At 49.5% G+C, this 22484-nt stretch carries 25 protein-coding genes; 6 read left to right on the top strand and 19 right to left on the bottom strand.

The features are described 5' to 3' along the window. Positions 1-39 precede the first annotated feature (39 nt). The 10 genes from IPL71_RS08225 to IPL71_RS08180 form a co-directional block, all read right to left on the bottom strand. Positions 40-1008: a 6-bladed beta-propeller gene (locus IPL71_RS08225; protein WP_345320609.1), complete on the bottom strand. Its 969-nt coding sequence runs from the start codon at positions 1006-1008 to the stop codon at positions 40-42. A gap of 92 nt (positions 1009-1100) precedes the next feature. Continuing rightward, complete coding sequence (locus IPL71_RS08220) at positions 1101-2354, bottom strand: NAD(P)/FAD-dependent oxidoreductase (RefSeq protein ID WP_345320607.1); 1254 nt, start codon at positions 2352-2354, stop codon at positions 1101-1103. Positions 2355-2453: 99 nt separating this feature from the next. After that, positions 2454-3422 (bottom strand): proline racemase family protein, encoded by a 969-nt coding sequence (locus IPL71_RS08215; RefSeq protein WP_345320605.1) that lies wholly within the window; start codon positions 3420-3422, stop codon positions 2454-2456. A 71-nt stretch (positions 3423-3493) separates the two neighbouring features. After that, positions 3494-4360, bottom strand: a complete 867-nt coding sequence (gene dapA, locus IPL71_RS08210) for a 4-hydroxy-tetrahydrodipicolinate synthase (RefSeq protein WP_345320603.1) — start codon at positions 4358-4360, stop codon at positions 3494-3496. A 702-nt stretch (positions 4361-5062) separates the two neighbouring features. Beyond that, a complete protein-coding gene (locus IPL71_RS08205) occupies positions 5063-5368 on the bottom strand; it encodes a formylglycine-generating enzyme family protein (protein ID WP_345320601.1) in 306 nt (101 codons plus the stop codon). A gap of 134 nt (positions 5369-5502) precedes the next feature. Further along, a complete protein-coding gene (locus IPL71_RS08200; RefSeq protein WP_345320600.1) occupies positions 5503-5682 on the bottom strand; it encodes a hypothetical protein in 180 nt (59 codons plus the stop codon). Positions 5683-5830: 148 nt separating this feature from the next. Continuing rightward, entirely contained in the window at positions 5831-6076 is a 246-nt protein-coding gene (locus IPL71_RS08195; RefSeq protein ID WP_345320598.1) for a toll/interleukin-1 receptor domain-containing protein, read from the bottom strand. 178 nt (positions 6077-6254) lie between these two features. Beyond that, positions 6255-8474: an HD domain-containing phosphohydrolase gene (locus IPL71_RS08190; protein ID WP_345320596.1), complete on the bottom strand. Its 2220-nt coding sequence runs from the start codon at positions 8472-8474 to the stop codon at positions 6255-6257. Positions 8475-8769: 295 nt separating this feature from the next. Beyond that, the gene (locus IPL71_RS08185) at positions 8770-10140 is read right to left on the bottom strand and encodes a Gfo/Idh/MocA family oxidoreductase (protein ID WP_345320594.1); all 1371 of its coding nucleotides are present in this window, start codon (positions 10138-10140) and stop codon (positions 8770-8772) included. Next, the gene (locus IPL71_RS08180) at positions 10052-10915 is read right to left on the bottom strand and encodes a zinc-dependent alcohol dehydrogenase (RefSeq protein ID WP_345320593.1); all 864 of its coding nucleotides are present in this window, start codon (positions 10913-10915) and stop codon (positions 10052-10054) included. The genes IPL71_RS08185 and IPL71_RS08180 overlap by 89 nt, the downstream gene beginning before the upstream one ends. Positions 10916-11128: 213 nt before the next feature. Between IPL71_RS08180 and IPL71_RS08175 the strand changes: the two genes are divergently transcribed. Then, positions 11129-12955 carry an aldehyde ferredoxin oxidoreductase family protein gene (locus IPL71_RS08175; RefSeq protein WP_345320591.1) on the top strand — a complete coding sequence of 609 codons (1827 nt, stop codon included), beginning with the start codon at positions 11129-11131 and terminating at the stop codon, positions 12953-12955. A 175-nt stretch (positions 12956-13130) separates the two neighbouring features. Here IPL71_RS08175 and IPL71_RS08170 read toward each other — a convergent pair whose 3' ends face one another. The 4 genes from IPL71_RS08170 to IPL71_RS08155 all read right to left on the bottom strand — a co-directional run bounded on the left by IPL71_RS08170 (position 13131) and on the right by IPL71_RS08155 (position 15211). After that, positions 13131-13388 carry a MoaD-like domain-containing protein gene (locus tag IPL71_RS08170; RefSeq protein WP_345320590.1) on the bottom strand — a complete coding sequence of 86 codons (258 nt, stop codon included), beginning with the start codon at positions 13386-13388 and terminating at the stop codon, positions 13131-13133. 4 nt (positions 13389-13392) lie between these two features. Further along, positions 13393-13671: a ubiquitin-like small modifier protein 1 gene (locus IPL71_RS08165; protein ID WP_345320589.1), complete on the bottom strand. Its 279-nt coding sequence runs from the start codon at positions 13669-13671 to the stop codon at positions 13393-13395. A 272-nt stretch (positions 13672-13943) separates the two neighbouring features. Beyond that, complete coding sequence (locus IPL71_RS08160; protein ID WP_345320588.1) at positions 13944-14333, bottom strand: SPASM domain-containing protein; 390 nt, start codon at positions 14331-14333, stop codon at positions 13944-13946. Next, the gene (locus tag IPL71_RS08155; RefSeq protein ID WP_345320587.1) at positions 14330-15211 is read right to left on the bottom strand and encodes a radical SAM protein; all 882 of its coding nucleotides are present in this window, start codon (positions 15209-15211) and stop codon (positions 14330-14332) included. Before IPL71_RS08155 ends, IPL71_RS08160 begins: the two co-directional genes overlap by 4 nt. 208 nt (positions 15212-15419) lie before the next feature. On the opposite strand from IPL71_RS08155, the gene IPL71_RS08150 reads away from it, so the two are divergent. Then, positions 15420-16544: an aminopeptidase gene (locus tag IPL71_RS08150; RefSeq protein ID WP_345320586.1), complete on the top strand. Its 1125-nt coding sequence runs from the start codon at positions 15420-15422 to the stop codon at positions 16542-16544. 69 nt (positions 16545-16613) lie between these two features. Here IPL71_RS08150 and IPL71_RS08145 read toward each other — a convergent pair whose 3' ends face one another. After that, positions 16614-17699, bottom strand: a complete 1086-nt coding sequence (locus tag IPL71_RS08145; protein WP_345320584.1) for a 6-phosphofructokinase — start codon at positions 17697-17699, stop codon at positions 16614-16616. 94 nt (positions 17700-17793) lie between these two features. Between IPL71_RS08145 and IPL71_RS08140 the strand changes: the two genes are divergently transcribed. The 4 genes from IPL71_RS08140 to IPL71_RS08125 all read left to right on the top strand — a co-directional run bounded on the left by IPL71_RS08140 (position 17794) and on the right by IPL71_RS08125 (position 19752). Further along, on the top strand, positions 17794-18636 hold the full coding sequence (locus IPL71_RS08140) for a DUF2085 domain-containing protein (protein ID WP_345320582.1): 843 nt from the start codon (positions 17794-17796) through the stop codon (positions 18634-18636). A gap of 87 nt (positions 18637-18723) precedes the next feature. Further along, positions 18724-19296, top strand: coding sequence for a DUF4126 domain-containing protein (locus IPL71_RS08135; protein WP_345320581.1), 573 nt, complete (start codon positions 18724-18726; stop codon positions 19294-19296). Between the two features lie 31 nt (positions 19297-19327). Continuing rightward, a complete protein-coding gene (locus IPL71_RS08130; protein WP_345320580.1) occupies positions 19328-19504 on the top strand; it encodes a hypothetical protein in 177 nt (58 codons plus the stop codon). 56 nt (positions 19505-19560) lie between these two features. Beyond that, positions 19561-19752, top strand: coding sequence for a hypothetical protein (locus IPL71_RS08125; RefSeq protein ID WP_345320579.1), 192 nt, complete (start codon positions 19561-19563; stop codon positions 19750-19752). Between the two features lie 102 nt (positions 19753-19854). On the opposite strand, the gene IPL71_RS08120 is transcribed toward IPL71_RS08125, so the two are convergent. The 4 genes from IPL71_RS08120 to IPL71_RS08105 all read right to left on the bottom strand — a co-directional run. Then, positions 19855-20199 carry a ribonuclease FAU-1 family protein gene (locus tag IPL71_RS08120; RefSeq protein WP_345320578.1) on the bottom strand — a complete coding sequence of 115 codons (345 nt, stop codon included), beginning with the start codon at positions 20197-20199 and terminating at the stop codon, positions 19855-19857. Next, positions 20196-21233 (bottom strand): ABC transporter ATP-binding protein, encoded by a 1038-nt coding sequence (locus tag IPL71_RS08115; RefSeq protein WP_345320575.1) that lies wholly within the window; start codon positions 21231-21233, stop codon positions 20196-20198. The genes IPL71_RS08120 and IPL71_RS08115 overlap by 4 nt, the downstream gene beginning before the upstream one ends. Before the next feature lies 1 nt (position 21234). Continuing rightward, positions 21235-21681: an ABC transporter permease subunit gene (locus tag IPL71_RS08110; RefSeq protein WP_345320573.1), complete on the bottom strand. Its 447-nt coding sequence runs from the start codon at positions 21679-21681 to the stop codon at positions 21235-21237. 1 nt (position 21682) lies between these two features. Then, a partial coding sequence (locus IPL71_RS08105; protein ID WP_345320572.1) for an ABC transporter permease occupies positions 21683-22484 on the bottom strand: 802 nt, incomplete at its 5' end.

The raw sequence follows: 22484 nt of genomic DNA, 5'->3' as shown, positions 1-22484 counted from the left end.
CCACTTTCCACGATCCAACATGCATTCACAAAAAACTGGTTACGGAAACTCCACCACCGAGATATTATCACCAGATTGATTCACGACATACATCTTTCCATTGCCAAAAGCAATCGCGGTGGGACGTTTGAAGAGGCTATCCAGAATGAGTTTATTATCCAACGCCCAAAGGAAATTCCCTTCAGCATCGAAGACCTGCACACGCCCCAGATCATAATCAGTGACATAAATATTACCGTCTGCGTCCACCGCAATGCCTTCCGGCGTGCCTTTGATGCTTACATCTGCGCTCATCGTCCAGGAGATCAGGAACGTGCCATCAGGCGCGAATTTCTGAACAAATTTGGTTTCATAATCAGCAACGTACATATTCCCCTGTAGATCAACAGCAATACCGGTGGCATGTTTAAATCTTCCATTACCTTCGCCTTCACCACCAAACTTCATCAAGAATTTTCCATTGTTATCAAACTTCTGCACAAAAGGATTGCCGTCGTCTGTGACATATACATTACCATCCACATCCACCGCAATACCAATGGCGCGCACGAACTGCCCATCACCAGTGCCTTCGCTGCCCCATTGCGCAAGGAAGTTCCCATCTTTATCAAATTTCTGAACACGAAAATTGGCGTTATCCACCACGAAAACTTGATCATTCGCGTCGATTGCCAGTCCGCCAAAGCCCAGTGTGTTGAATTCGCCTTCACCACTGCCCTGCTTATCCCACTTCGCCAGCAGGCTGCCATCGGCATCGAAAACAAGCACGCGTTTACTTCCCGCATCACTGACATAAATATGTCCAAGCGAATTGACAGCAACGCCATACGGATCCTTCATTCCTTCCGTACTGATCACGACCTCAACTGGTGGTTCAGGGGTCACAGTCACCTCAATCACAGGAGTTTGATTCGATTCGGATGTGGAAGTTGCGGCAATCGTTTCGGGCACCCCACATGCAGCCAATAAAAGCGTACTCAAGAAAACAGCAATCAATACTTTGCTCATGTGCCTTCCTCCTCAAGAAGTTGGAAGGATTATAGAGGTATGGAACTGTATTCACCCCATACTCAAGGATGGATTTCCCTGCTGCTTTTGGCTCATCCAAAACGCTCCAAACGCATCGGACTTAAACTGAAAGCGGGTTCCTGCCCATTGACCAACTCAGCCACCACCTGACCTGTGCCCGGGCCAAGTGACAGCCCCAACATGGCGTGGCCTGTGGCGAGAATCAAATTGCTGTGATTCGGCGAACGCCCGATGATCGGAACACCGTCGGGCGTGGTGGGGCGCAGTCCGGCCCAGGTTTCTTTCACATCCAGTTTTTCATCCAAACGCAGATACTCGCGCGCAGAGTTTTCGATGCGCTCTATCCAAACGGGATTCGGCTCCATGCTGTAATTGCCCACTTCAAGCCGGCCAGTGAAACGGAGCAATCCGTCTACGGGCGAGACTGCGATTCTGCGTTCGCCGAGGATCAATGCGTGGCTCGGCATGGTCTGCGTGGCAGACATCGTCATGCTATATCCGCGCGCTGGTTGGATGGGAATATTCAACTTCAAATCTTTTGCAACAGACGGAGTCAACGCACCGGCAGCGAGGATGACATGCTGCGCTTCAAACGCCCCCGAGCCTGTTCTTACAACTTTGACTTTCCCCTCCGCTGATTCAAATCCCGTGACCGGCGTATGCTCGATCATCTCCGCACCCATCTCGAGCACGCGGTCACTTAATAATTTGAGAAACACCGCAGGGTTGAGATGTGAGTCTCCGGTGAAATGCACGCCGCCGATGATGTCGTCCAATGCGGCGGGTTCGATCTCGTGAATTTTCGTCTTGTCATACACGCTGACAGGAATCCCATGCTTCTGCATGAACTCGCCTTCGTGCTGTCCATCGTGAAAGGCTTTTTCGGTTTTGTATAAAAAGAGCAAGCCTTTCTCTTGATACGAGCAATCGAACTTTTCTTCGGCAATAATTTGCGAAAAATTCTTTGCGCTCAATTGACCAAGATCATTCAACGGTTTGATACTGCGCTGCACATTGGATTCATTACAAGCCAATACAAATTTCAAAAGCCATGAAATGTAATTCGGGTCGAGGCTGACCTTCATCCCAAACGGACTGTGCGCGGGGTCGAGCATCCACTTAAGAGCGGAGGTCACCACGCCCGGCGCCGCCAGCGGAATAATATGACTCGGCACGATGTGCCCTGCGTTGCCTGACCCGCTGCCTTTGCCGATCTCTTTCGCATCGAGCATTGTGACTTTACGGCCTGATTTCAAAAGATAATAGGCGCAGCTTAAGCCGACAGGTCCGCCGCCGATGATGAGTACATCTGATTTTATTGTCATGTGTAACTCCAAAAGAAATCACCGCAGAGGCGCAAAGAACGCGGAGAAGAACTTTAAAATCTCTGCGCGCTCTGCGCCTCTGCGGTTCATTTTTTTCTACTAAATCCCTTTTCCAAACGGATCGCGTTCATCCACCAAGATCGTGCCTTCGGACATGACCCATGCTTCGCCTGTAATGGTTGGGATGATCTTGTCGCCGTCGAGTTGGATACTGCCTTCGAAGATACTGCCGACGACGCTTTGTTGTTTCCATGTTTGACCCACTTGCAATTTTCCATCGCCGTACAAGCAGGCGAGTTTTGCGCTGGTGCCTGTTCCGCAGGGAGAGCGGTCGTAGGCTTTGCCGGGGCAGAGGACAAAACTTTTGCTGTCGGCATCGGGTGTGGAAGTAAATAATTCCACGTGATCAATCTCTGCGCCGTTCGCGCCGGTGATGCCGTTGGCGGTGAGTTGTTCACGCACGCGCCATGAGAATTCGGTCAGCGCTTCGAGGTTTTGCATGTTGACCTCAAGTCCGTGGTCGTGGCAGAGGAAGAACCAGTTGCCGCCCCACGCCACGTCGCCGTGGATGGTTTTGCCGTCAACGGTGACAGGGACGTGAGTCAAGTGGCGGTAGGCGGGGATGTTTTTGACGGAAACTTTATTTGGATACAACGCCGGGTCTCGATACGCCGCTTCGCGGCTACTCGACCCTCGGTGTAATGTAGCTTCAACAACTCCAACAGGAGTCTCAACTCGAATCACTCCAGGTTGGACTTTTCCTAAATATGCCAGTGATGCAATGAGACCAATGGTGCCGTGTCCGCACATGCCGAGGTAGCCGACGTTGTTGAAGTAGATGACTCCGAATTGACAGGTCGGGTCAGCGGGCGGGACGAGGTATGCGCCGACGAGCACGTCTGAGCCGCGGGGTTCGTTGAGGACGGTGGTGCGGAAGTCGTCGTGGTCTTTTTTCAGCGTGGATAATTTGTCAGCAACGGAACCAGTTCCGAGGTCGAAGGGAAGCGAGGTGATTAATCGCGTGGGTTCGCCGCCGGTGTGGGAATCTAAATATGGGATTCGTTTCATGGGGTGGACATCCAAAGAATTAACGCGACACAAAGGGCACGAAGGTTTAACGTTTGGCTCACCTGCCGTGTTTAAATGGTTTTGAAGATGCTCAAATTCTGCGCGGTCTTCAGCGGACAGGGCAGCAACGGCTGGCGTGGCTTACCAACCGGAATGCCGCGCAGTTCGCAGCCGAGTTTGACCTTTTGGGTGTAGCCGCCGCTTTCCATGTTGCGGAGGAGCGGGAGGAGCTTGTCCATGTGCTGGCGGGCGGTGACGAAGTCGTTGGCGAGCGCGGCTTCGAGGACGTTGTAATGTTCGAGCGGAGCGCAGGAGGCGGCGCCGCCGATCCATGAGGTGGTGCCCCACAGGAAGTAGTCGAGCGCCTGATCGTCGGAGCCGCAGATCATTTGATAGCGGTCGCCGTAGCGCAGGCGGAACTCGTAGACGCGGGACATGTCGCTGCTGGCTTCTTTGATGCCGATGATGTGATCGTATTTGGTCAGACCGTCCATCACTTCGTAGCTGACTTCGGTGCCCGCGCGCCAGGGGAAGTTGTAAAGCACGATGGGAATTTTGACGGCTTTGGCGACGGCTTCGTAATGCGCGAGCAGTTCGCGCTGGTTGGGACGTGAATACGGCGGGACGGCGACCATGAGCGCGTCGTAGCCCATGCCCTCGGCGATCTGCGAGTAGCGGACAACGTCACGCGTGGCGCCAGAGTTGGTGCCTGCAATGAGCGTGACCCGCCCGTTGACTTTTTCTTTGGTGAATTTGAAAATGTCCAGCCGTTCGGCTTCGGTGAAGGCGTAGACTTCGCCCGTGGTGCCGCCTGGGACAAGCCCTGCGATCTTGTTGGCGATCAGGTATTCGATCAGTTGTTCAAGGACGGGGTAGTTGATGCTTTCGTCCGCGTTGAACGGGGTGACGATGGGGGCGTATATTCCTTTGAGTTGCATGAGGGCTCCAGTTGGGGGATTAGGTGGCAGGTATCAGGTTGAAAGTTGGAAGGTCGCATTCATTATAAAAGAACCAAGGCCCCTTGAAGTCTGTGTGATGGATATTGCCACGAATTCCACCAATCGGAGTCGTCCATTTCCGTGCATTGCGTGCCCATTGATGGATGGTTAGCTTCCCCAGTTTGAAGTGGAACAAATTACAAGGGGACGTTCAAAACCGTCCACGAATATATCACCTCAATTCTGAATACGTGTTGCAATTCGAGTATTCGTGAATTCGTCGGGATGGTTTTCTCCCCTGTGAAGGCGAGGTGGAAAATTACATCTTTAAGTTTCGATAAGATTTCCGCTGACAAAATTTAGAAATATTTTCTTGCGGAAAAGTAGCCAACACACATCACAACACGAAAGCCAATGTGAGCAACCCTTATTGTTATTGGGAGTTGGCTGTCGTAACGCACAACGCGCCATCACATCGAAGTATGTGCCCCCGCGCACACCCGCTTCGTCACGCCTGTCCTCCCCTCACGTCCATCATTAGCATTATAGGGATAAGGCTTATCTTGCTGGTCCATTCCCAAACATTACCTGTCATGTCGGCGCAGTCATAAGTCAATCTCCTGGGAGAATAGCTCTTACAGGAGTTCATTTATAAAGACGTGCCAAGCCAAAAAAGATTTGAAGGCACGTTACTTTTTTTTTTCAAAGTATTTCCCCGGATACGCGTCCATCTGTGCCACGTACAGCTTTCTCCCATTCGGATTCGGTAGGTAAACGCAAAATCCTTCCTGCTGGCAATTCATTTTCGAACAGGTTGTTCAGCCATTGGCAATACGCCATTGAGTCCTTCCATGATACGTTAACAACGGGATGATCCTTTTTCTTTTCCCAACCATTAACAGGGTGTTTACCACCTTCAGATTTTATGTATGTGTTATATAGTTCATTTGTAATAGGATAACGCCCCATCCAATAGTCGTAGGGAATATCAACATTGTGAGTTTTCATCCTCTGCCATCTCCATCAAGAATTTGCCTGCAGGACGCGCATAAAGTCCATGCCGTTGGAAGAGGGTGATTTTGTTCGGTGGCGGGCATGAATGAGGTTGGGCGTTCTGATAACAGGTATGTTCTCAACAGGTTTTACGTCTTTTTTTGGCCAGGTGTTTCAGCAAGAAGTTTCTTTTCTTTTACTTTCGTTTCTTTATTAGAATAAGGCTTCGTTTTATTTTCAGGGACTTTCTTTTCTACAACTGCCTTTTCTTCTCGTTTGGGTACAGATTTTTCAATTTTCAAATCAAGAGAGTCGACGCGTTTTTTCAAACTGACTATCAATCTTTGAAATGCTCGGTCACGTTGACCTTAAAATAATCTGCATATTGCCAAGCGCGCAATCGTCTGGCGGATCACATTCTTCCAGACGCACGGGAAAATATAAGTGCCTTCGGGTTTGTAATCGGCAACAGACAAACTATTCTTGTTGAATATAGCCTTCTTTGGTTAGTGAGCCTTTGGAAAGGCAAACAATGATTGCGTCGGCGGCTTCGACGGCTTTTTCGATCTCCATGTTCCAATCCTGCCCTGGGTAGAGTTCTTCTTCGTCCAGCCACGGTTCAATCCACGGTTCGGCACGCAGTTTTTGATATAACTCACGCACGGCGGGTTTGTCATTGGATGAATGGCAGAGGAAAACGCGGAGAGGGCGGTTAGTGGTCATAGGGTTTCCCCAAAAATAAGTGATTTTATGAGATTATATCCCTCCACAGTTAAAGGGCTCCTGTGCGGGAGGCAGGGGGCGAAAGGTAACCCCAGTGGAACGGGCAAGGGATCGACAAACCATCCACGAATCAGGATATGCGCGCATCAACAGAGGGAGGTCATCCTCCATCAACGCCTTACTTTTCTGTTTTATTGTTTTTCATCATAATAAAAAAAGCTTCCACAGCTTTGGGGTCAAACTGTATACCTGCCAATGAGTGAATGTATTCATTAATTTTTTCATCGCTCCACCCTTTTCGATACGGGCGGTCAGAATGAAGAGCATCCCATACATCGACAACTGCAAAAAGCCGCGCTGCTAACGGGATTTGCTCGCCCTTTAAGCCTTGTGGGTATCCACTCCCGTCCCATTTTTCATGATGGCAATACGGAATATCCAAAGCAGGTTTCAAGTAGTCGATCGACACAAGCATTTCGTAAGCGTATTGTGGGTGCTTACGCATGATTGTCCATTCTTCGTCAGTCAAACTGCCTGGCTTAAGTACAATTTGATCAGGAACTCCCAACTTACCAATATCGTGTAACAGGGCTCCATGTTGAATATGGACAATCTCCTCATCGCTTAAACCGAACGCCCGTGCAAGCTTGACAGTCTGTTCAGTCACACGTCGCGCATGTCCTTCCGCTTCCAGATCGTGCAACTCCAGTATCTTTGCCCATCCTTCAATGGTGGCATCATACGCTTTTGACAGCGTTTCATGTGAAAGCAATAAATCCTGATAAAGTTGAGCATTTTCAAAGATCTGACTTAAAGATGCAGTCAAGGCTGTGACGAGATTATTATCTGCACTGGTAAACTCTCGCATAACATCAAACCCTGCAACAAGGATGATTGCGGTACGCTTCCGAATCACAATGGGCAGAAAAAGCAAACCAACAACATCCAAATCCGTGAACATATTTGCCAATTCCGTGCTGCCGAAAGAAGCTATGGCATCATTAATCATCACAACCTGTTGTTTATCCAGCAAATCAACGACAAGAGGCGCGTCACGCGCAATCAGTTCCCCTACATTGAAATCAACTAAATCAAGTCGGGCATCTCCACGGAACCCCGCCTCAATGACGGCCTGAGACTGGTCATCACTCAATACAGCCGCAACGCTGACAGTGGATTTCAAGACGCTTAACAACTCCTTACAGACAATATCCAAAACTTCCCGTCGTTCAGAGATTGTAGGCATAACCACAAGAGTTCTTTTTAATAAATCGATCTCATGGTTTCGCTGCGTCACAACTTCAGCGTTACGTCGGGCTTCATCCATTGCCTGCTTCATCTCATGCACGATCCGCAAGCCGCGGATTCGATCCAAAGATTCGGCTTTAAACAGAGTCTCTCTTATTTCTCGATACTTCTTGAGATGGGCGAATGCCAGATCGATCTGCCCCAGATTTTCATACACGGCAGCCAGGCGGTCGTGTAATTCATAAACGACCTGCTCCACATGCTGCGCATTCGCTTTCTCCAAAGATTGGTTAAAATATAATATTGCCTCTTCATAATTTTTTTTCTTTTCTTCAATCTCCCCCAGTGTAAATAAACAATTCAATTCACCATAACGATGATTGGTTTCCACATTCAACGCCAACGCCTCGGTGACGTTACGCTCTGCCTCTTCCAATTGATCAAATTCTAAAAGAACCGTGCCCAGATTATTAAGGACAACAGCCAAATCCGGTTTATTATTTTTCTTTCGGAGAAAGTCAGCTTCTCTCAAAAAAATATCCAGCGCCTCAGCATATTTTTTTTGGTAAAAATACGCCATCGCTAAACTATTGGGGATGGAGAAAGCATAAAATTCATCTTCCCCCTTAATGGCTTCAAGTTCGTTGTATGCTTTCAATCCATACATTTCCGCCTGCTTATAATCCCCAAGATGGCTATATAAGTAACTCAGCCTCGCCAGCGCCTCCGCCGTACCCCGCAGATCTCCATGGGCCTGGTAAAGATCCAAAGCCGTAACCGCCTCTTCTAAAGCGCCGGGGTAATCTCCCAAACGCCGCAAGACAGCCGAGGCATGTAAAGAAGTTTTCGCCAGTCCTTTTTCATCTCCGAGGCGGGTATAGATCAACCGGGCCTGGGTAACAAACGTAAAACTTTCCTGCACATTGCCGAAACTGATATGAAGCCAAGCCTTTTGAGCAAGCGCTTGCGCAACAAATTGATCAAAATTATGCTTCAGCGCGAGTTGATGCATCTCCTCCACTGTTTCAAACGCTTTAATAAAATCGCTGTCAGCATATTCCTCGACCAGATCATCCAGCAACTGTAAACGCTGTACCGGATCAGTTTGTTCGCTTAATTTGGAAAGAAGAATCTCTAATTTATTTGGCATGGGGATTCTCAAAGCACCGCTTGGATAATGAGCTAATTAAACCTTGAAAGGGGTTTCAATAATGATCACTACAAATTATATAACAAGTGCAAGAATATATTCATTACTTATGGAATTTTGAAATAATAATGTCACAAGATATGCCATAGTAGAGATGAACTCAACGGATAATAACGGATTTTGGCAATTGACAGGCATGGGTTATGTCCCCGTGAAATGAAGTAAGCGAATTATAACTGTTAAGAGAAAAAGACCTCCGAATTCTGCATGAACTCGGAAGTCTTGTCTTGCATATTTATTTTATTTCAATCGGACTTTTACTTCGTATCGACTCGACCGCCGCAAACGTGGACTTGGTCACACCGATGAGTTGCTCATACGGAATCGGCGGTTCATCCCCGCTTTTGATTGATTCAGCAAAAGCGGCCATTTCTGCCTTCCAGCCTTTATCTTGTGCGCCGCTTTGGACATTTTTCTTTCCATCTTTGACAGTGGTCAACGAAACATAATCATCCAGCACTGCGATCATGCCTTCGCAGAAAACTTCCAGCCGTTCTTTGGGATGGGATTTATCGCCGTTGGCGAGATAGTCCACTACGCCAATTGAACCATCGGGGAAGGTGAAGGTCATCGAGACATTGTCCTCGCGGTATTTGCCGTTATTGGGCAATGCATGCGCGCTGACGCTGACAGGTGCTGCGCCGATGAGAAAAGTAAGCGTATCAATAAAGTGACAGGCTTCGCCGATGATGCGTCCGCCGCCGAGGGTTTCGTCTTGAGTCCAGTGGTTGAGCGGGAGATAGCCTGAGTTGATGCGGTAATGTGCGTGAAGAGGTTCGTTGCGATTTACGAGTGACGATTTTAGATTTTGGATTAGTGGAGCAAATCTGCGATTAAAGCCAACAGTTGTCAGCGGACAGCTTTCAGCTTTAAGAACTTTGCTGATCGCTGATAGCTGAACGCTATTTATTGCCAACGGTTTCTCAACAAACACATTCTTCCCAGCCTTCAACGCTTTCGCAACCAGATCCGCGTGAGAGTCATGCCTGGTGAGAATGGCAACTGTATTTATATTTTTGTCATTAATAATTTCATCTTCAGAAGATGTGGCGTATTGAAAGCCGAATTTTTTGCCGGAGTGCTGAGCGTGGAGTCCGCCGGAGGATGCGATGCCGATCAGTTCAAAGTCTTTGTTGTTTTTAAGAACAGGAAGCAAAGTTGCATTGGCGTAGAGTCCAGCGCCGAGAACACCTAATTTGACCGTGGACGATGGACGGTGGACGGTGGGAGAGAACTCAATCTTCTTTCCTCTTTCTTCTTTCGTCTCATCGTATTTCAACAAAACGCCAAGGAAAGGCTCCTTCTTTTTCCCTGTAATTACCTCGTAAGCCTTCACGCCTTCTTCAATATCGAAGCGATGTGAAATGAGACTTTCGACCTTCAGCTTTCGACTTGATAATAAATCTACAACCGCTTGAAAATTACGTCCCTCAGTCCAGCGGATGTATCCAATGGGATAGTCATTGCCGTTCTCTTCATAATTTGCGTCGTAGCGGCCCGGGCCGTAGGAACGTGAATTAATGAAGGAGATTTCTTTTTCGTAGTAGATTTTGCTTGGGATAGTTGAGTCCCACCGCGCCGGTGGCGACAACTTTGGCGCGGTCACGGGCGATGACGCCTGCGAGTTCAACGGGATCATTGGAGGGAGTGTCCGCGCAGATGATGATACTGTCAAAGCCGCGATTGGCGGTGAATGCCGCGGCCGCTGATTCTGCGTTCGGGCGGGTAACAGCTTTCAGTCCAAGTGAAGAAGCGAGTTTGATTCTCTTCGGATCGAGGTCAATGCCGAGGACGTTGCATCCTGCCGCAGCCGCCAGTTGAATCGTCAATAATCCCAAAAGACCCAAACCGATCACAGCTACGTTCTCGCCAAGCTGAGGTTCTGCGAGACGGAAGCCGTGCAAAGAAATTGCGCCGAGGGTGGTAAAGGCCGCGGATTCAAAATCCACATTTTTGGGGAGCGGAGTTAATAGATTGCGCGGCACAACATTATATTCGGCGTGCGTGGCATAGCCCCCGCCCGCACATGCCACCCGTTGACCGACCTTGAAGCCTTGCATATTTTTGCCAAGCGCAACAATGGTGCCAGCGGTGGAATAGCCAAGCGCCATCGGCTGGTCGAGACGATTGAAGACGGCATTGACGGTTGGCATGATGCCTTCGCGTTTGGCTTTATCAAGGGTCTGCTTGACGAGGTCAGGGCGGGAGCGCGCCTTGCCGAGATAACTTTTTTCGGCAAATTCAACCACCATGCGCTCGGTTCCGGCAGAGACCAGGCTGGCTGAAACTTTGACAAGAGCCTGTCCCTCACGCGGGGTGGGGACGGGCACATCTTCGATAATGGTGTTTCCGTTTTTGATGTTTTGGAGGAGTTGTTTCATTTTATTTTGATTTTGATTTGGATTGGATTGCGAAAGTATAACGCATATCATCCCAGGGCTTATGGAAATGTGAAAACATGCGCAATATGACAAACGTCACGTTTACGATTAAGTTTTTCCTTAATTATTGATTCTGTTTTTTTTAGATGCTATTCTAAAAATACAAAAACAGCGTGCGGCTGTTTATTTTCGTTTGCAAAAAGGAGAAACATCATGGAACTTGGTGGTTATGCAAATCGGATCGGCTGGGTAGACCTCAGCGCAGGCAAAGTGGATGTCAAGCCTATCGCAGAGAGTGATGCCCGAAAATATATTGGTGGACGTGGGTTGGGTGTTAAATATGTTTATGATAATGGCCCCAAGGTAGACCCGCTCTCCCCTGATAATATTCTCTGCTTTATGAACGGCCCGCTCACCGGCTCTGAAGCCAACATGAGCGGACGCATGGCGGTTGTGACCAAATCGCCTCTGACTGGAACCGTAACTGATTCTCACCATGGTGGCTGGTCTGCCGCCCGATTACGCTGGTCTGGCTTTGACGGCCTCGTCTTCAAAGGCAAAGCTGCAAAACCGACCTATGCCTACATCCATGATGACAAGATTGAATTGATGGATGCCTCCGAAGTTTGGGGAAAAAACGTCCACGACACCATTAAACATTTCAAAGAAAAATACGGCGAGAAAGACCTCACCGTCATTACCATCGGTACCGCTGGCGAGAACCTCGTCAAATTTGCGTGCTGGATGAACGAAGATGACCGCGCCTCCGGCCGCGGCGGCACGGGTGCAGTTGGCGGTTCCAAGAATCTCAAAGCCATCGTCGTCAAGGCTGAGAAGAAGATCGTCAAAGCCGCGAACCGCGAAGAGTGGAAACCCGCTCACGACCGCGCCCTCAAGAACATCATGGCCGAAGAGAACATCACCAGCCCGCGCAAGGGCGGTCTCTCCGTCTACGGCACCAACGTGTTGATGAACATCACCAACAGCATTGGCGCTTTGCCCACCAAGAACAGCCAGGTCACATCCTACGGCGAAAACGCCGAAAAGATCAGCGGCGAATATATCAACGCGAACCTGCTCGTTGACAACCCCACCTGTCACGCCTGCCCTGTGGCCTGCAAGAAGGAAGTGGAAGTCAAAGACGGCCCGTACAAGGGTCTGCGCATGGAATCAGTGGAATACGAACCGGCATGGTCAGTCGGCGCGAACTGCGGTAACAACGATGCCCGCCTCGTCGCCAAGATGATCGACCTCGCCAACGACTTTGGCTTTGACGCCATCGAAATCGGTCACCCGCTTTCGATCTGGATGGAAGCCAGCGAAAAGGGTTACACCAACGGCGACGGCAAACTCGCCTGGGGCGACCCCGATGGCATGACCAATGCTGCCGCAATGATCGCCAAGCGCGAAGGCCTCGGCAACGTCATGGCTGATGGCGCAGAAGCCACCGCCAAGCATTTCGGTCACCCCGAACTCGCCATGACCGTCAAGGGTCAGGGCATCCCCGCCTACGATCCGCGCGGCATGAAGGGCATGGGCCTCGGCTATGCCACATCCAACCGCGGCGCCTGCCATCTGCGCGCCTACGTTGCCGCCGCTGAATTGGGCGTTATGCCTTTCGGCTCCCTCAAGGTCGATCCGCTAGCCTGGAAAGACAAGGGCGGCCTCGTGAAAGTCTTCCAGGACATTCACGCTTTCTCCGATAGCATGGACCTCTGCAAATTCAGCGCCTTCGCCATGGGCACCGATGAATATGCCCAGCAATACTCTGCCATGGTCGGCATCCCCTTCACCTCAGACGATGTCCTCAAGACCGGCGAGCGCATCTACAACCTCGAACGCCATTACAACAACCTCGCTGGCTTCGGCGCAGGCTCCGACATTCTTCCTGATCGCTTCACCAAGGAAGCCTCCACACAGCCCGGCTCAGTCGGCCATGTTTGCGAACTGGACGACATGCTCGCAGAATACTACACCGCCCGCGGTTGGGATAACGGTGTCGTCAGCGAAGCCAAGTTGAAGGAATTGGAAATCGCGTAAGGGCAGTAATAAGTAACGAGTAATAAGTAATAAGATAAAAGGCGACGTGTCCAATGGACACGTCGCTTTTGATTTAATTTCCGCTTCTCTCTTAATCTCGAACCTGATTCTATTTTCTCAAACATTTCCCCCCGCTGACAAATTCATCCTTCCTCCTTCATCATTCCGCATTTCCCTACCCCCCCGCCCTCAACGTCTTCTTCGTGAACCGCTCCAGAAAATCATCTGCAACACGTTCTTCCAACTCCATCGTCAAACGCGATTGACCGACAGACAATGAAAACAGACGAAACGGTTCCATCTTCTCGATCTTCACACTCCAGCCATCTCCCTGGATCAAATCTTCACCATGCAGCGTTCCGCCAAGTTCCTGCAAATATTCCTTGAGCAAATAATAAGGAATCCCGCGCATCTCGTGGACAATAGTCCGCATGGAATTAGCCGCCGCCCACCGGCGGGAAGATGTCCACCTTGTCATCAGGCTGAATGACCGTGTCAAATTTATCGGGCAGGTACACCGCCTCACGCCCATTGATAAAGAACTTCATGTGCGGAAAGAATTGATCGTTCGCATCCAGCAATTCCTTGCGCATGGTCGGGTATTCCTTCACGAACATCAATACCAATTGAATGGCAGTGGTATTTGGCGGGAGAGTCAACTCCACCGTCTTCTGCCCCACGATCGGACGCAACGTAGCATAGAAATTAACTTTCATGATCGTCTCTTCCATCTTCTACACCTCTACTCCTAATATAAAATCCTTTGGCGCTTATATTTTACCGTTAAGGCCATTCTTTAGAATGGTGTTTTATCAACACACCTTACGCAGTTCAATCCCTTCGGGATGGCATGATTATAGTTCGATGAAACGCGGGAAGGAAACCCCAAGGGCATGGTTCTGGCGAAAATCTCATCCCTCCCTTAATCCCCACGCGTCTAAACAAAATGCTCAGATCATAAATCTGAGCATTAAAATGCAAAATTATTTTACGGACACTGAATAATGCCCTGCGCCCACAGGCATCCGCCGCAGACGGGGGCGATGTCATTGCCCAGGCAGTCTTCGACGTTGGTTTCGGAGAGGTCGCATCCGCCGCAGAAGGTGCAGGGGGCGAAGCCGAAGTTGTGAAGGCGTTCGCGATATGCCAGGTAATCGGGATCAAGCCACAGGTCAGAAAGGAGGCGTTGGTTTACATTCCCAATGATGTGCTTTTGAGAGAGTCGCGGTTTGTTGTGCAGATAGCTCATGTGGGTGTGCATCAACGGCCAGCATGGACTGACATCCCCCGTCCACGCAATGGACATGGTTCCGTTCTCCACGAAGTTGCAGACATCGTTTGCGCCGCCCCAGTTGTTGCCCGCATAGCTGATATTCAAGCCGCTGTTGAAAACTTCAAAGAGCGCATCTTTGTGGTTTCGTCAAAATCCATTTTGGGCAGGCTGAGGCTGGGAAGATGCGGCGCCTGCAAATAGGCGATATCGCGCGTGGTGCGGGTGTAGAGGCGGTCGGCTTGCATATCTTCGGTGGCAGGCTGAAGATTGCTGACGGAGAAATATTTAGCGCGCAGGGATTTGCCGATCTTGATGACTTGGGGCAGATCTGAAATATTGCGCTTCATTGCCACAAACGCGATGCCGATCTCCGGCGAGGGATAATGACCGGCGGCGCGCATTTTTACAAAACGCTCTAGGTTTTTGATGATCGTCGGGAGTTCGGCGCCGAGGCGTACATCAGAATAAGTTTCGGGCGTTGCGCCGTCGAGGGAGACCCAGAGCACATCCAGCCCTGTATCAATTAATTCGCGCGATTTCTTTTCAGTGAGAATGGTGCCGTTGGTGATGAGTTCAACTTTTACGCCAAGTTCTTTGACGCGTCGAATCCATTCGATGGTTTTGGGGTGGAAGAGCGGTTCACCGATACCACCAAAATACACATTGGGAATCGGGTCCATTTGCTTAAGACCATTGAAGATGCTCTCAAAGGTTTCGTCGGTCATGCGTCCCATGGGTTGATCCCATGCGTTGCGGAAGCAGGTGATGCAATCGAGATTGCAGGCGACAGTTGGTTCAATGTAAACTTTGGTGAGGTGGGTGATGGGACGGTGCATGCGCACAAAGTTGTGGCCTTCGTCGAGGCGAACTTTGGAGCCGGGATTCAGCCCATATTGGCGGGCAACTTCGGGCGGAATAATGAGGCGTCCGTTTTCGTCCACTTCCGCCCAGGCAGTTGTCGATTTTTGAGAGAGAAAATCCATTGTCTGCTCCTTGGTAACTGCACTTATCATATCCAATTTCCCCAAAAAATCATGTGACATAAGTTACAAGCTTCAAATGACATTATTTCAATTGTCTCAAAATTGCAATCTTAAAAAACCGTTTTTTCATGGATAATTACCAAAATATACCGCAAAAAGCGCATGATATAATTATTAAAGTTGAACCCATAATCTCAAGGAGTCCTCTGTGGCTGATCCTCGTATCTCTAAATTTGCAAAAGTATTGGTGGAACATTCCGCGCGTGTGGTTCCAGGTGACCGCATTTTATTGGAAGGCACAACTGCGGCTGAACCGTTATTACGTGAACTTTATATCCAGATCCTTGAAAAAGGCGGCCATCCGCATATGATGATGGCGCTGCCGGGTATGATGCCCTTCAGTCAGGATGAAATGTATCTGACTTATGCCAAGGATACACAACTGGATTTTGTGCCCACTTTTTACAAATTGGCGTACGATCAGTTCGAGGGGCGCATCCGCATTCATTCCGCGACGAACACTCATGGCACAACAAATATTGACCCGGAAAAACTTCAGCGCCGTGGAAAGGCACTTTCCGCCATCACCGAAGCACAATTCCGGCGCGGCGGAGATGGCATCTTCAAATGGGTTACGACCCTCTTCCCTACTGATGGCTACGCACAAGATGCGGGAATGAGTCTTAAAGAATATGAAGACTTTGTCTTTGGTGCAGTTCACGCCAACGAAGACGATCCAATTGCATTCTGGAAATCAGTGGAAAGCAAGCAACAATCCGCTGTGGATTTTATGGCGGGTAAGAGTCAGGTAATTTTACGCGGCCCGAATGTTGACCTCACCCTTTCTGTTAAGGGACGCACATTCATGAATTCATTTGGCACATACAATATGCCTGATGGTGAAATCTATACCGGCCCTGTTGAAGAATCGGTCAATGGCTGGGTGAAGTTCACCTACCCTGCCAATTATGGCGGCACCAGTGTTGAAGGCGCAGAGTTGACTTTCTCGAACGGCCGCGTCACCAGAGCCAAAGCCGATAAAAATGAAACCTTCCTACTAAAGACATTGGATATTGACGCAGGCGCGCGCTCCCTGGGCGAGTTTGCCATCGGCACCAACTTCGATATTCAACAATTCACCGGCAATATTTTATTCGACGAAAAGATCGGCGGCTCCTTCCACATGGCACTCGGAGCAGGCTACCCGGAAACTGGTTCTAAAAACAAGAGTGCCATCCACTGGGATATGATCTGCGATATGCGCCAGGATTCAGAAATCCTTGTAGACGGTGAATTATTCTATAAAAATGGACAGTTCGTATTTGAGAAATAAGGAATTTAGTTACAAGTAATCAGGTAAACATAAAAGCGGTACGAGGCAGACTGTCTCGTACCGCTTTTATTATTCATCTCCGAAAGAAATGCCTACATTACGCGCGGTGATAACCGAATCATCTTCAAGCTTCACACGTTTTGGAATGGCAGTTGCATCTACAAGTGAAATATCTGTGACCCTGCCGCTTTGCAACGCCACCATGCGGTCAAATCCGCCGCGGGCGGCAAGGCGAACTGCCGCTGCGCCAAAGCGCGTGGCGAGCGAACGGTCAAAGGCGGTGGGTGTGCCTCCTCGTTGCAGGTGCCCTAAAACAGTCACGCGTGATTCGAAGCCCTGCTTCTCAATATATTCCCCAACCACTTGACCGATCCCGCCCAAACGCGGCACATAGATATCATCACCTTCACGTGAAAATACCTGCACGCCATCCTGTGACTTTGCACCTTCAGACACAGCGAGAATGCTAAACTTGCGTCCCTTTTCGGCCCGTTCGCGGATCTTTGCCATGATACTTTCAAACTTAAACGGAATCTCGGGAATCAGAATCACATCCGCTCCACCGCAGATGCCTGCCTGTAATGCAATAAAGCCTGCGTCACGTCCCATCAATTCAAGCACCATCGCACGGTGATGTGACTCAGCCGTGGTGTGTAAACGGTCGAGGGCTTCAGTGGCGATATTCAGTGCGGTATCAAACCCAAAGGTAAGTTCCGTGCCGCCAATATCATTATCAATTGTTTTTGGAACACCAATGATCGGCACACCTTTTAACGCAAGTTCGTGGGCAATATGCAAAGTACCGTCACCGCCTAAAACGATCAGCGCCTCAAGCTTTAATTTCTTAATACCTTTGACGATCTCTTCTGAAACATCAATTGTGATCTCCACCCCATCGCGCATTACTTTCCGCGCATACGGATTGCCGCGATTTGCCGCCCCGAGGATCGTCCCTCCACGTGGCAAAATTCCGCGCACTTCCTCCATCCCCAAAGGCACGACGCCATCTGATTCAAGAAAGCCATCATATCCGTTTCGAATACCAAAGACTTCACAGTCATACACGTTGATGGCTGTCTTAACCGCCGCACGGATCACGGCATTTAATCCGGGCGCATCGCTACCGCCTGTGAGAATTCCAATTCTCTTCATCATGGACTCTCCTTAATAAAATAAAATATTTTCACAACGCACTTCAAAGTATACATCTTTCTTGCAATCCAATCTCATTACCCATATAATGAACCCAATGGAAACTCAACCAATAAGACAAAAATTACAGAACATTCTGCGCTGGTTTATGCCAGTAGCAGCAGCCCTTGCCTTTGCGGCATGGATGTATATTTCTCCCGAGGGCGCACTCGGCAAACTGGATGCGATCGGTTACGCCGTTTGTCATCGCATCGATGCACGCTCTTTTCAAATTGACGACCGCCAGCTTCCGCTTTGTGCGCGCTGCACAGGTGAATTTTACGCGGCAGGCCTTGCATTGATCTTTCAGGTTTTTATGAGCGGCAAACGCAATAAACTTCCCTCGCGCGGAATCATTGCAGTGCTCGTTTTGTTCTTCCTCGCCTTTGGCATTGATGGAAGTAATTCTTATCTATACCTGATGAAGCAAACTGCGGGCGGCGCGCTCGATCAGATCCCAAACCTGTATATCCCCAACAACACCCTGCGTCTCTTCACCGGCAGCGGCATGGGAATTGCCCTCGCGGCAGTCTTGTATCCGGTTATCAATCAGACTCTGTGGCGTGAAATGGATGACCGCCCCGCGCTCGAATGGAAATCCTTCGGTATGCTTGTTGGATTGATCGCTGTTATTAATTTGATCATTCTTACTGACAGCCCGATCATCCTTTACCCAATTGCATATCTCAGCGCACTCGGCACATTATCCCTGCTCGTGATCGTCTTTGCCATCTTGTGGATCATGCTCATGCGGCAGGATAACGAATTTGAGCACGCGCGGCAACTTTGGCTTCCATTCCTTTCAGGCTTTACCCTGGCAATGCTCATGCTGCTCAGCATTGACCTGTTACGTCTGCAATTCACAGGCACCTGGAGCGGTTTTCCCGGAATGTCCGGATAAACATCAATCACAAAACTTTGGAAGTCATTCATAATGATTTTCAAACAATGAAAAAAGGCTTTTAAGTTCGTATAAAAGGAGATAAAAATGGAAATGCTACTTGGTGTATTTTCTGCATTTGGGCTTTCAGCCAGTGCAGGACTCAATGCCTACATCCCGCTGTTGGTTGTAGGTGTGATCGGACATTACTTCCCCGATACCCTAAAACTCAGCCAGCCATGGGACCTGATCGCCAACCCGTGGATATTGCTTTTGCTCGGTGTTTTGGTCATCATCGAAATGGTTGCAGATAAAGTCCCCGCAGTGAATCACATCAACGATCTCATTCAAACTGTTGTCCGCCCGGCAGCGGGAGCGATTGCATTCGCGGCCAGCGCAAAAGTTGTGACCGATATCAACCCCGTCCTCGCATTAGCGTGCGGTCTGCTGATGGCAGGCGGCGTACATGTAGTCAAGGCGGCGGCCGTACGCCCGGCAGTGACAGCCACCACAGGCGGAGCAGGAAACGTCCCCGTCTCCATCGCGGAAGATATCCTCGCTTTCGTCGCATCCGTGTTTGCGATTCTGCTCCCGATCGTCATGGGAACCATTTTGGTCGTCCTGCTTGCACTAGTACTTTGGTGGCTCTGGCGCCGCACAGACAAGGCGCGTACTGCCTGATATAATCACCCAAAATTTACTGGAAGGTCATATGACAGAACAAAGCACCCTGCCAACCAATGAGCCCCAAAAAAATAACCTGCTTCTTTATGTAGTGATCGGCGCTGTGATATTATGTTGTTTATGCTGTGTCATAGGACTCGTCGGACAATATTTACTTGAAAGCTCAAATTTTTCGCTGGTCAATATCTTCCGCTCCACCATTTAGTTTTTAACGCGTAAATTATTTTGCGCGACCTACCTATATCATAAGGAGACGAAATCATGAATGAAATGCCTGTTACCCCAAGTGAAGAGCCAAAGAAAAACAATACCCCCATTATCATCGGTGTCGTGGTTGTTGTATTATTATGCTGCTGCTGCATGTTCGTTGCTGGCGGTTGGTTCTTTGGTGACTCCATCATGCAAGCGGTGGTGGATAAAAAAACTATTAAAACAAAAAGTCCTCACGGCTAGCCGTGAGGACTTTTTGTTTTAATCAACTCCTGCAATTCATGCAGACTCTCATATACTTTTTGCTTCAAGTCATCATCCAGGTTTAAATCTTCCAGTTCATCTTCATCTAAAACAGTTTGAATCCCCATTGGCCGAAACCCACAGATCCAGCGCAAGATCAACATATGAAACAAAGTCATCTTCAATAATGGCGGGCTTGCCAATATTACAATAGAACCCTTTGAACTTTCCATCATCGCGGTCATAAATTTCAAAGATGTTGTACCAGCGGTCAGAGTAAAACGTCTCCACGAAACGGTCATTGCGCTTTAGGATGATACCCATGAACGGCATGTCGTCACGATTGAATAATGCTTCCAGCGTAATGGCATTTTTTTCGCGGCTCAAAACCACGCCTTCATATTGCCATGTCACTTCATCGTTAATATTTTTCTTTAAGATTTTCATGCGAGACATTCTACCTTAACTCGCACACGGATAATTTCACCGATTTTCGGTGCGTCTTTCATGTGGATGACAAGCCCGCCCTTCGATACGGCTTCGCCACTCAGGGCAGCGCTTCCCGTCTTAACCTGAAACTGATCCCGATCAAAGAGCACATCTTCCACTGTGAGTTTTATCTCCTCTCCTTCACCCGATTGCCTGATCAGCAACGAGACGTTATCTCCCGTCGAATGATTATGCCCACACTCCACGTCGAGTGTGCCAATTTCTGAAAAGACCTTTATCTTTCCTCTTTCTTCTTTCATTTCAAGCACTTTTCCTTCAATAACATTCCCCATCCCCAACATCCGTGCCGCGTGGACAGAGTTCGGATGATTCCACACTTCATCAGGCGTGCCGTCGCGGATGATTTCGCCGTCGTGCAGGAACAGGATGCGGTCTGCAATAGTGAAGGCTTCATCTTGATCATGCGTGACATAGATCGCAGGGATTTTTGTCTTATGCAAAATAGCGCGGATTTGATTCAGCAGGTCTTCCTTCAAAGATTTATCCAACGCGCCGAGAGGTTCATCGAACATCAACAGGCGCGGACTCGGCGCGAGGGCGCGAGCGAGTGCCACGCGCTGCTGCTCGCCGCCTGAGAGGTCGGTCACTTTGCGGTTTTCGAAGTCTGTCAAATTGACCAAGTCCAACATCTCGGCGACTCTTGGTTTTATTGCTTCGGCGGGGACGTTTCTCATCTTCAACCCAAACGCGATGTTGTCGAAAATGTTCAGGTGAGGAAAAAGCCCATAGTCTTGAAAGACCAAGCCAAAGTCGCGGAGGTGAGGCGGTGTTTGGGCGAGGTCAATTTGGTTAAACAGAAACTGTCCGCTTTCAGGAAACTCCAGACCAGCGATCATCCGCAAGAGGGTGGACTTTCCGCTTCCTGATGCGCCGAGCAAACAAATGGTTTCACCCTGCGCCACTGAAAATGAGATGCCGCGCAGAAGCGGTTTGTTTTCATAGGTTTTGAAAATGTTTCGGACTTCGAGCATTTTAGAATTCTCCAGAGTCGGAAAGACGCAGTTTTTCAATGGCAAGAATCGCAAGCGTGGTGAGCAGCATGAGCAGAGTCGCCATCGCCATCGCCTGACCAAAATTGAGACCGCCAGGCTGGGACAGAAACCGTTGAATGGCAATCGGGATGGTCGGGTATTCGGGGCGGGTGAGCAGCAGGGTCGCGCCAAACTCGCCGAGCGAAACCGTGAAAGCAAAAGTAGCGGCGCTCAACGTGGCGCGCGAAAGGATTGGAAAATCAACAGTTTGCCAAACGCGGAAAGGCGATGCGCCCAACGTGGATGCAGCTTGACGCAGACGTTCAGGAATGGATGCAAGCGCAGGCTGAAGTGTGCGAATGACAAAAGGAAGCGCAACAAGCGTATGCGCGATGGGAACGAACCACGGCGACGCAAGCGAACGTCCGAAAGAAATGATGAAACCCAACCTAGCATGACCGCCGAAGAACCAAGCGGAAGCATAATAAGTGGGTCGAGAAATTTTCGAGTCGGGTCGGTTTGGCAAGCGCGTACGCGGCGGGATAACCAAGTGCGAGCGAAAGAAAAACGGTGACGCTGGCGTACCCGAGTGAATTGGCGGCGGCTTGAATCGGCGGGACGTAGAACAATGATCCGCGGCGATTGATGAAAAGTTCTTTGTAGTAGTCGGTGGTGAATCCGTATTGAACTTCGCCGCGTTGACCACGGTCTGCTTCGAGGCGGGTGAGGGAGCGGATGGGGAGGGAAATCAGTGGAAGAGCGAAAAAAGTAATGAGTAATAAGTAAAAAGTAAAAACAAAGATTCGTTCGCGGATGGTTTTGGGAGGACGCGAGGCTGAAAAACGCGGCGCGGTTTGGGTCGTGACTTGATTAATGGTGCGGGTGTAGAGAATAGAAAAGATGAGCGTGAAAATCAGTTGAACGATGGAAAGCAATGCGGCAAGCGGCAGGTTGGGGAGCTTGAGCACACGCAGATAAATTTCCACTTCAAGGGTCGAGAAGTTCGAGCTGCCCAATAAAAGGATGACGCCGAAGCTGGTGAAGTCAAACATGAAGACGAGCAAGGCGGCGGCAAGCAGGGATGGGCGCAGCAATGGCAGGGTGATATCTTTCCACACGTGGAACGAGTCCGCGCCGAGGGAACGGGCGGCGGCTTCGAGTTTTGGGTCGAGGCGCGAGAGGGCGTTGCCGACGATGCGGATGACGATGGTGGTGTTGTAGAAGACGTGGGCGGTGAGGATAAGGATGAAG

It is taken from the genome of Candidatus Villigracilis proximus (genome assembly GCF_016717045.1).
Lineage (GTDB): Bacteria > Chloroflexota > Anaerolineae > Anaerolineales > Villigracilaceae > Villigracilis > Villigracilis proximus.
Note: the sequence above shows the minus strand (reverse complement) of the source record. Positions and strands in the feature narration are given on the sequence as shown.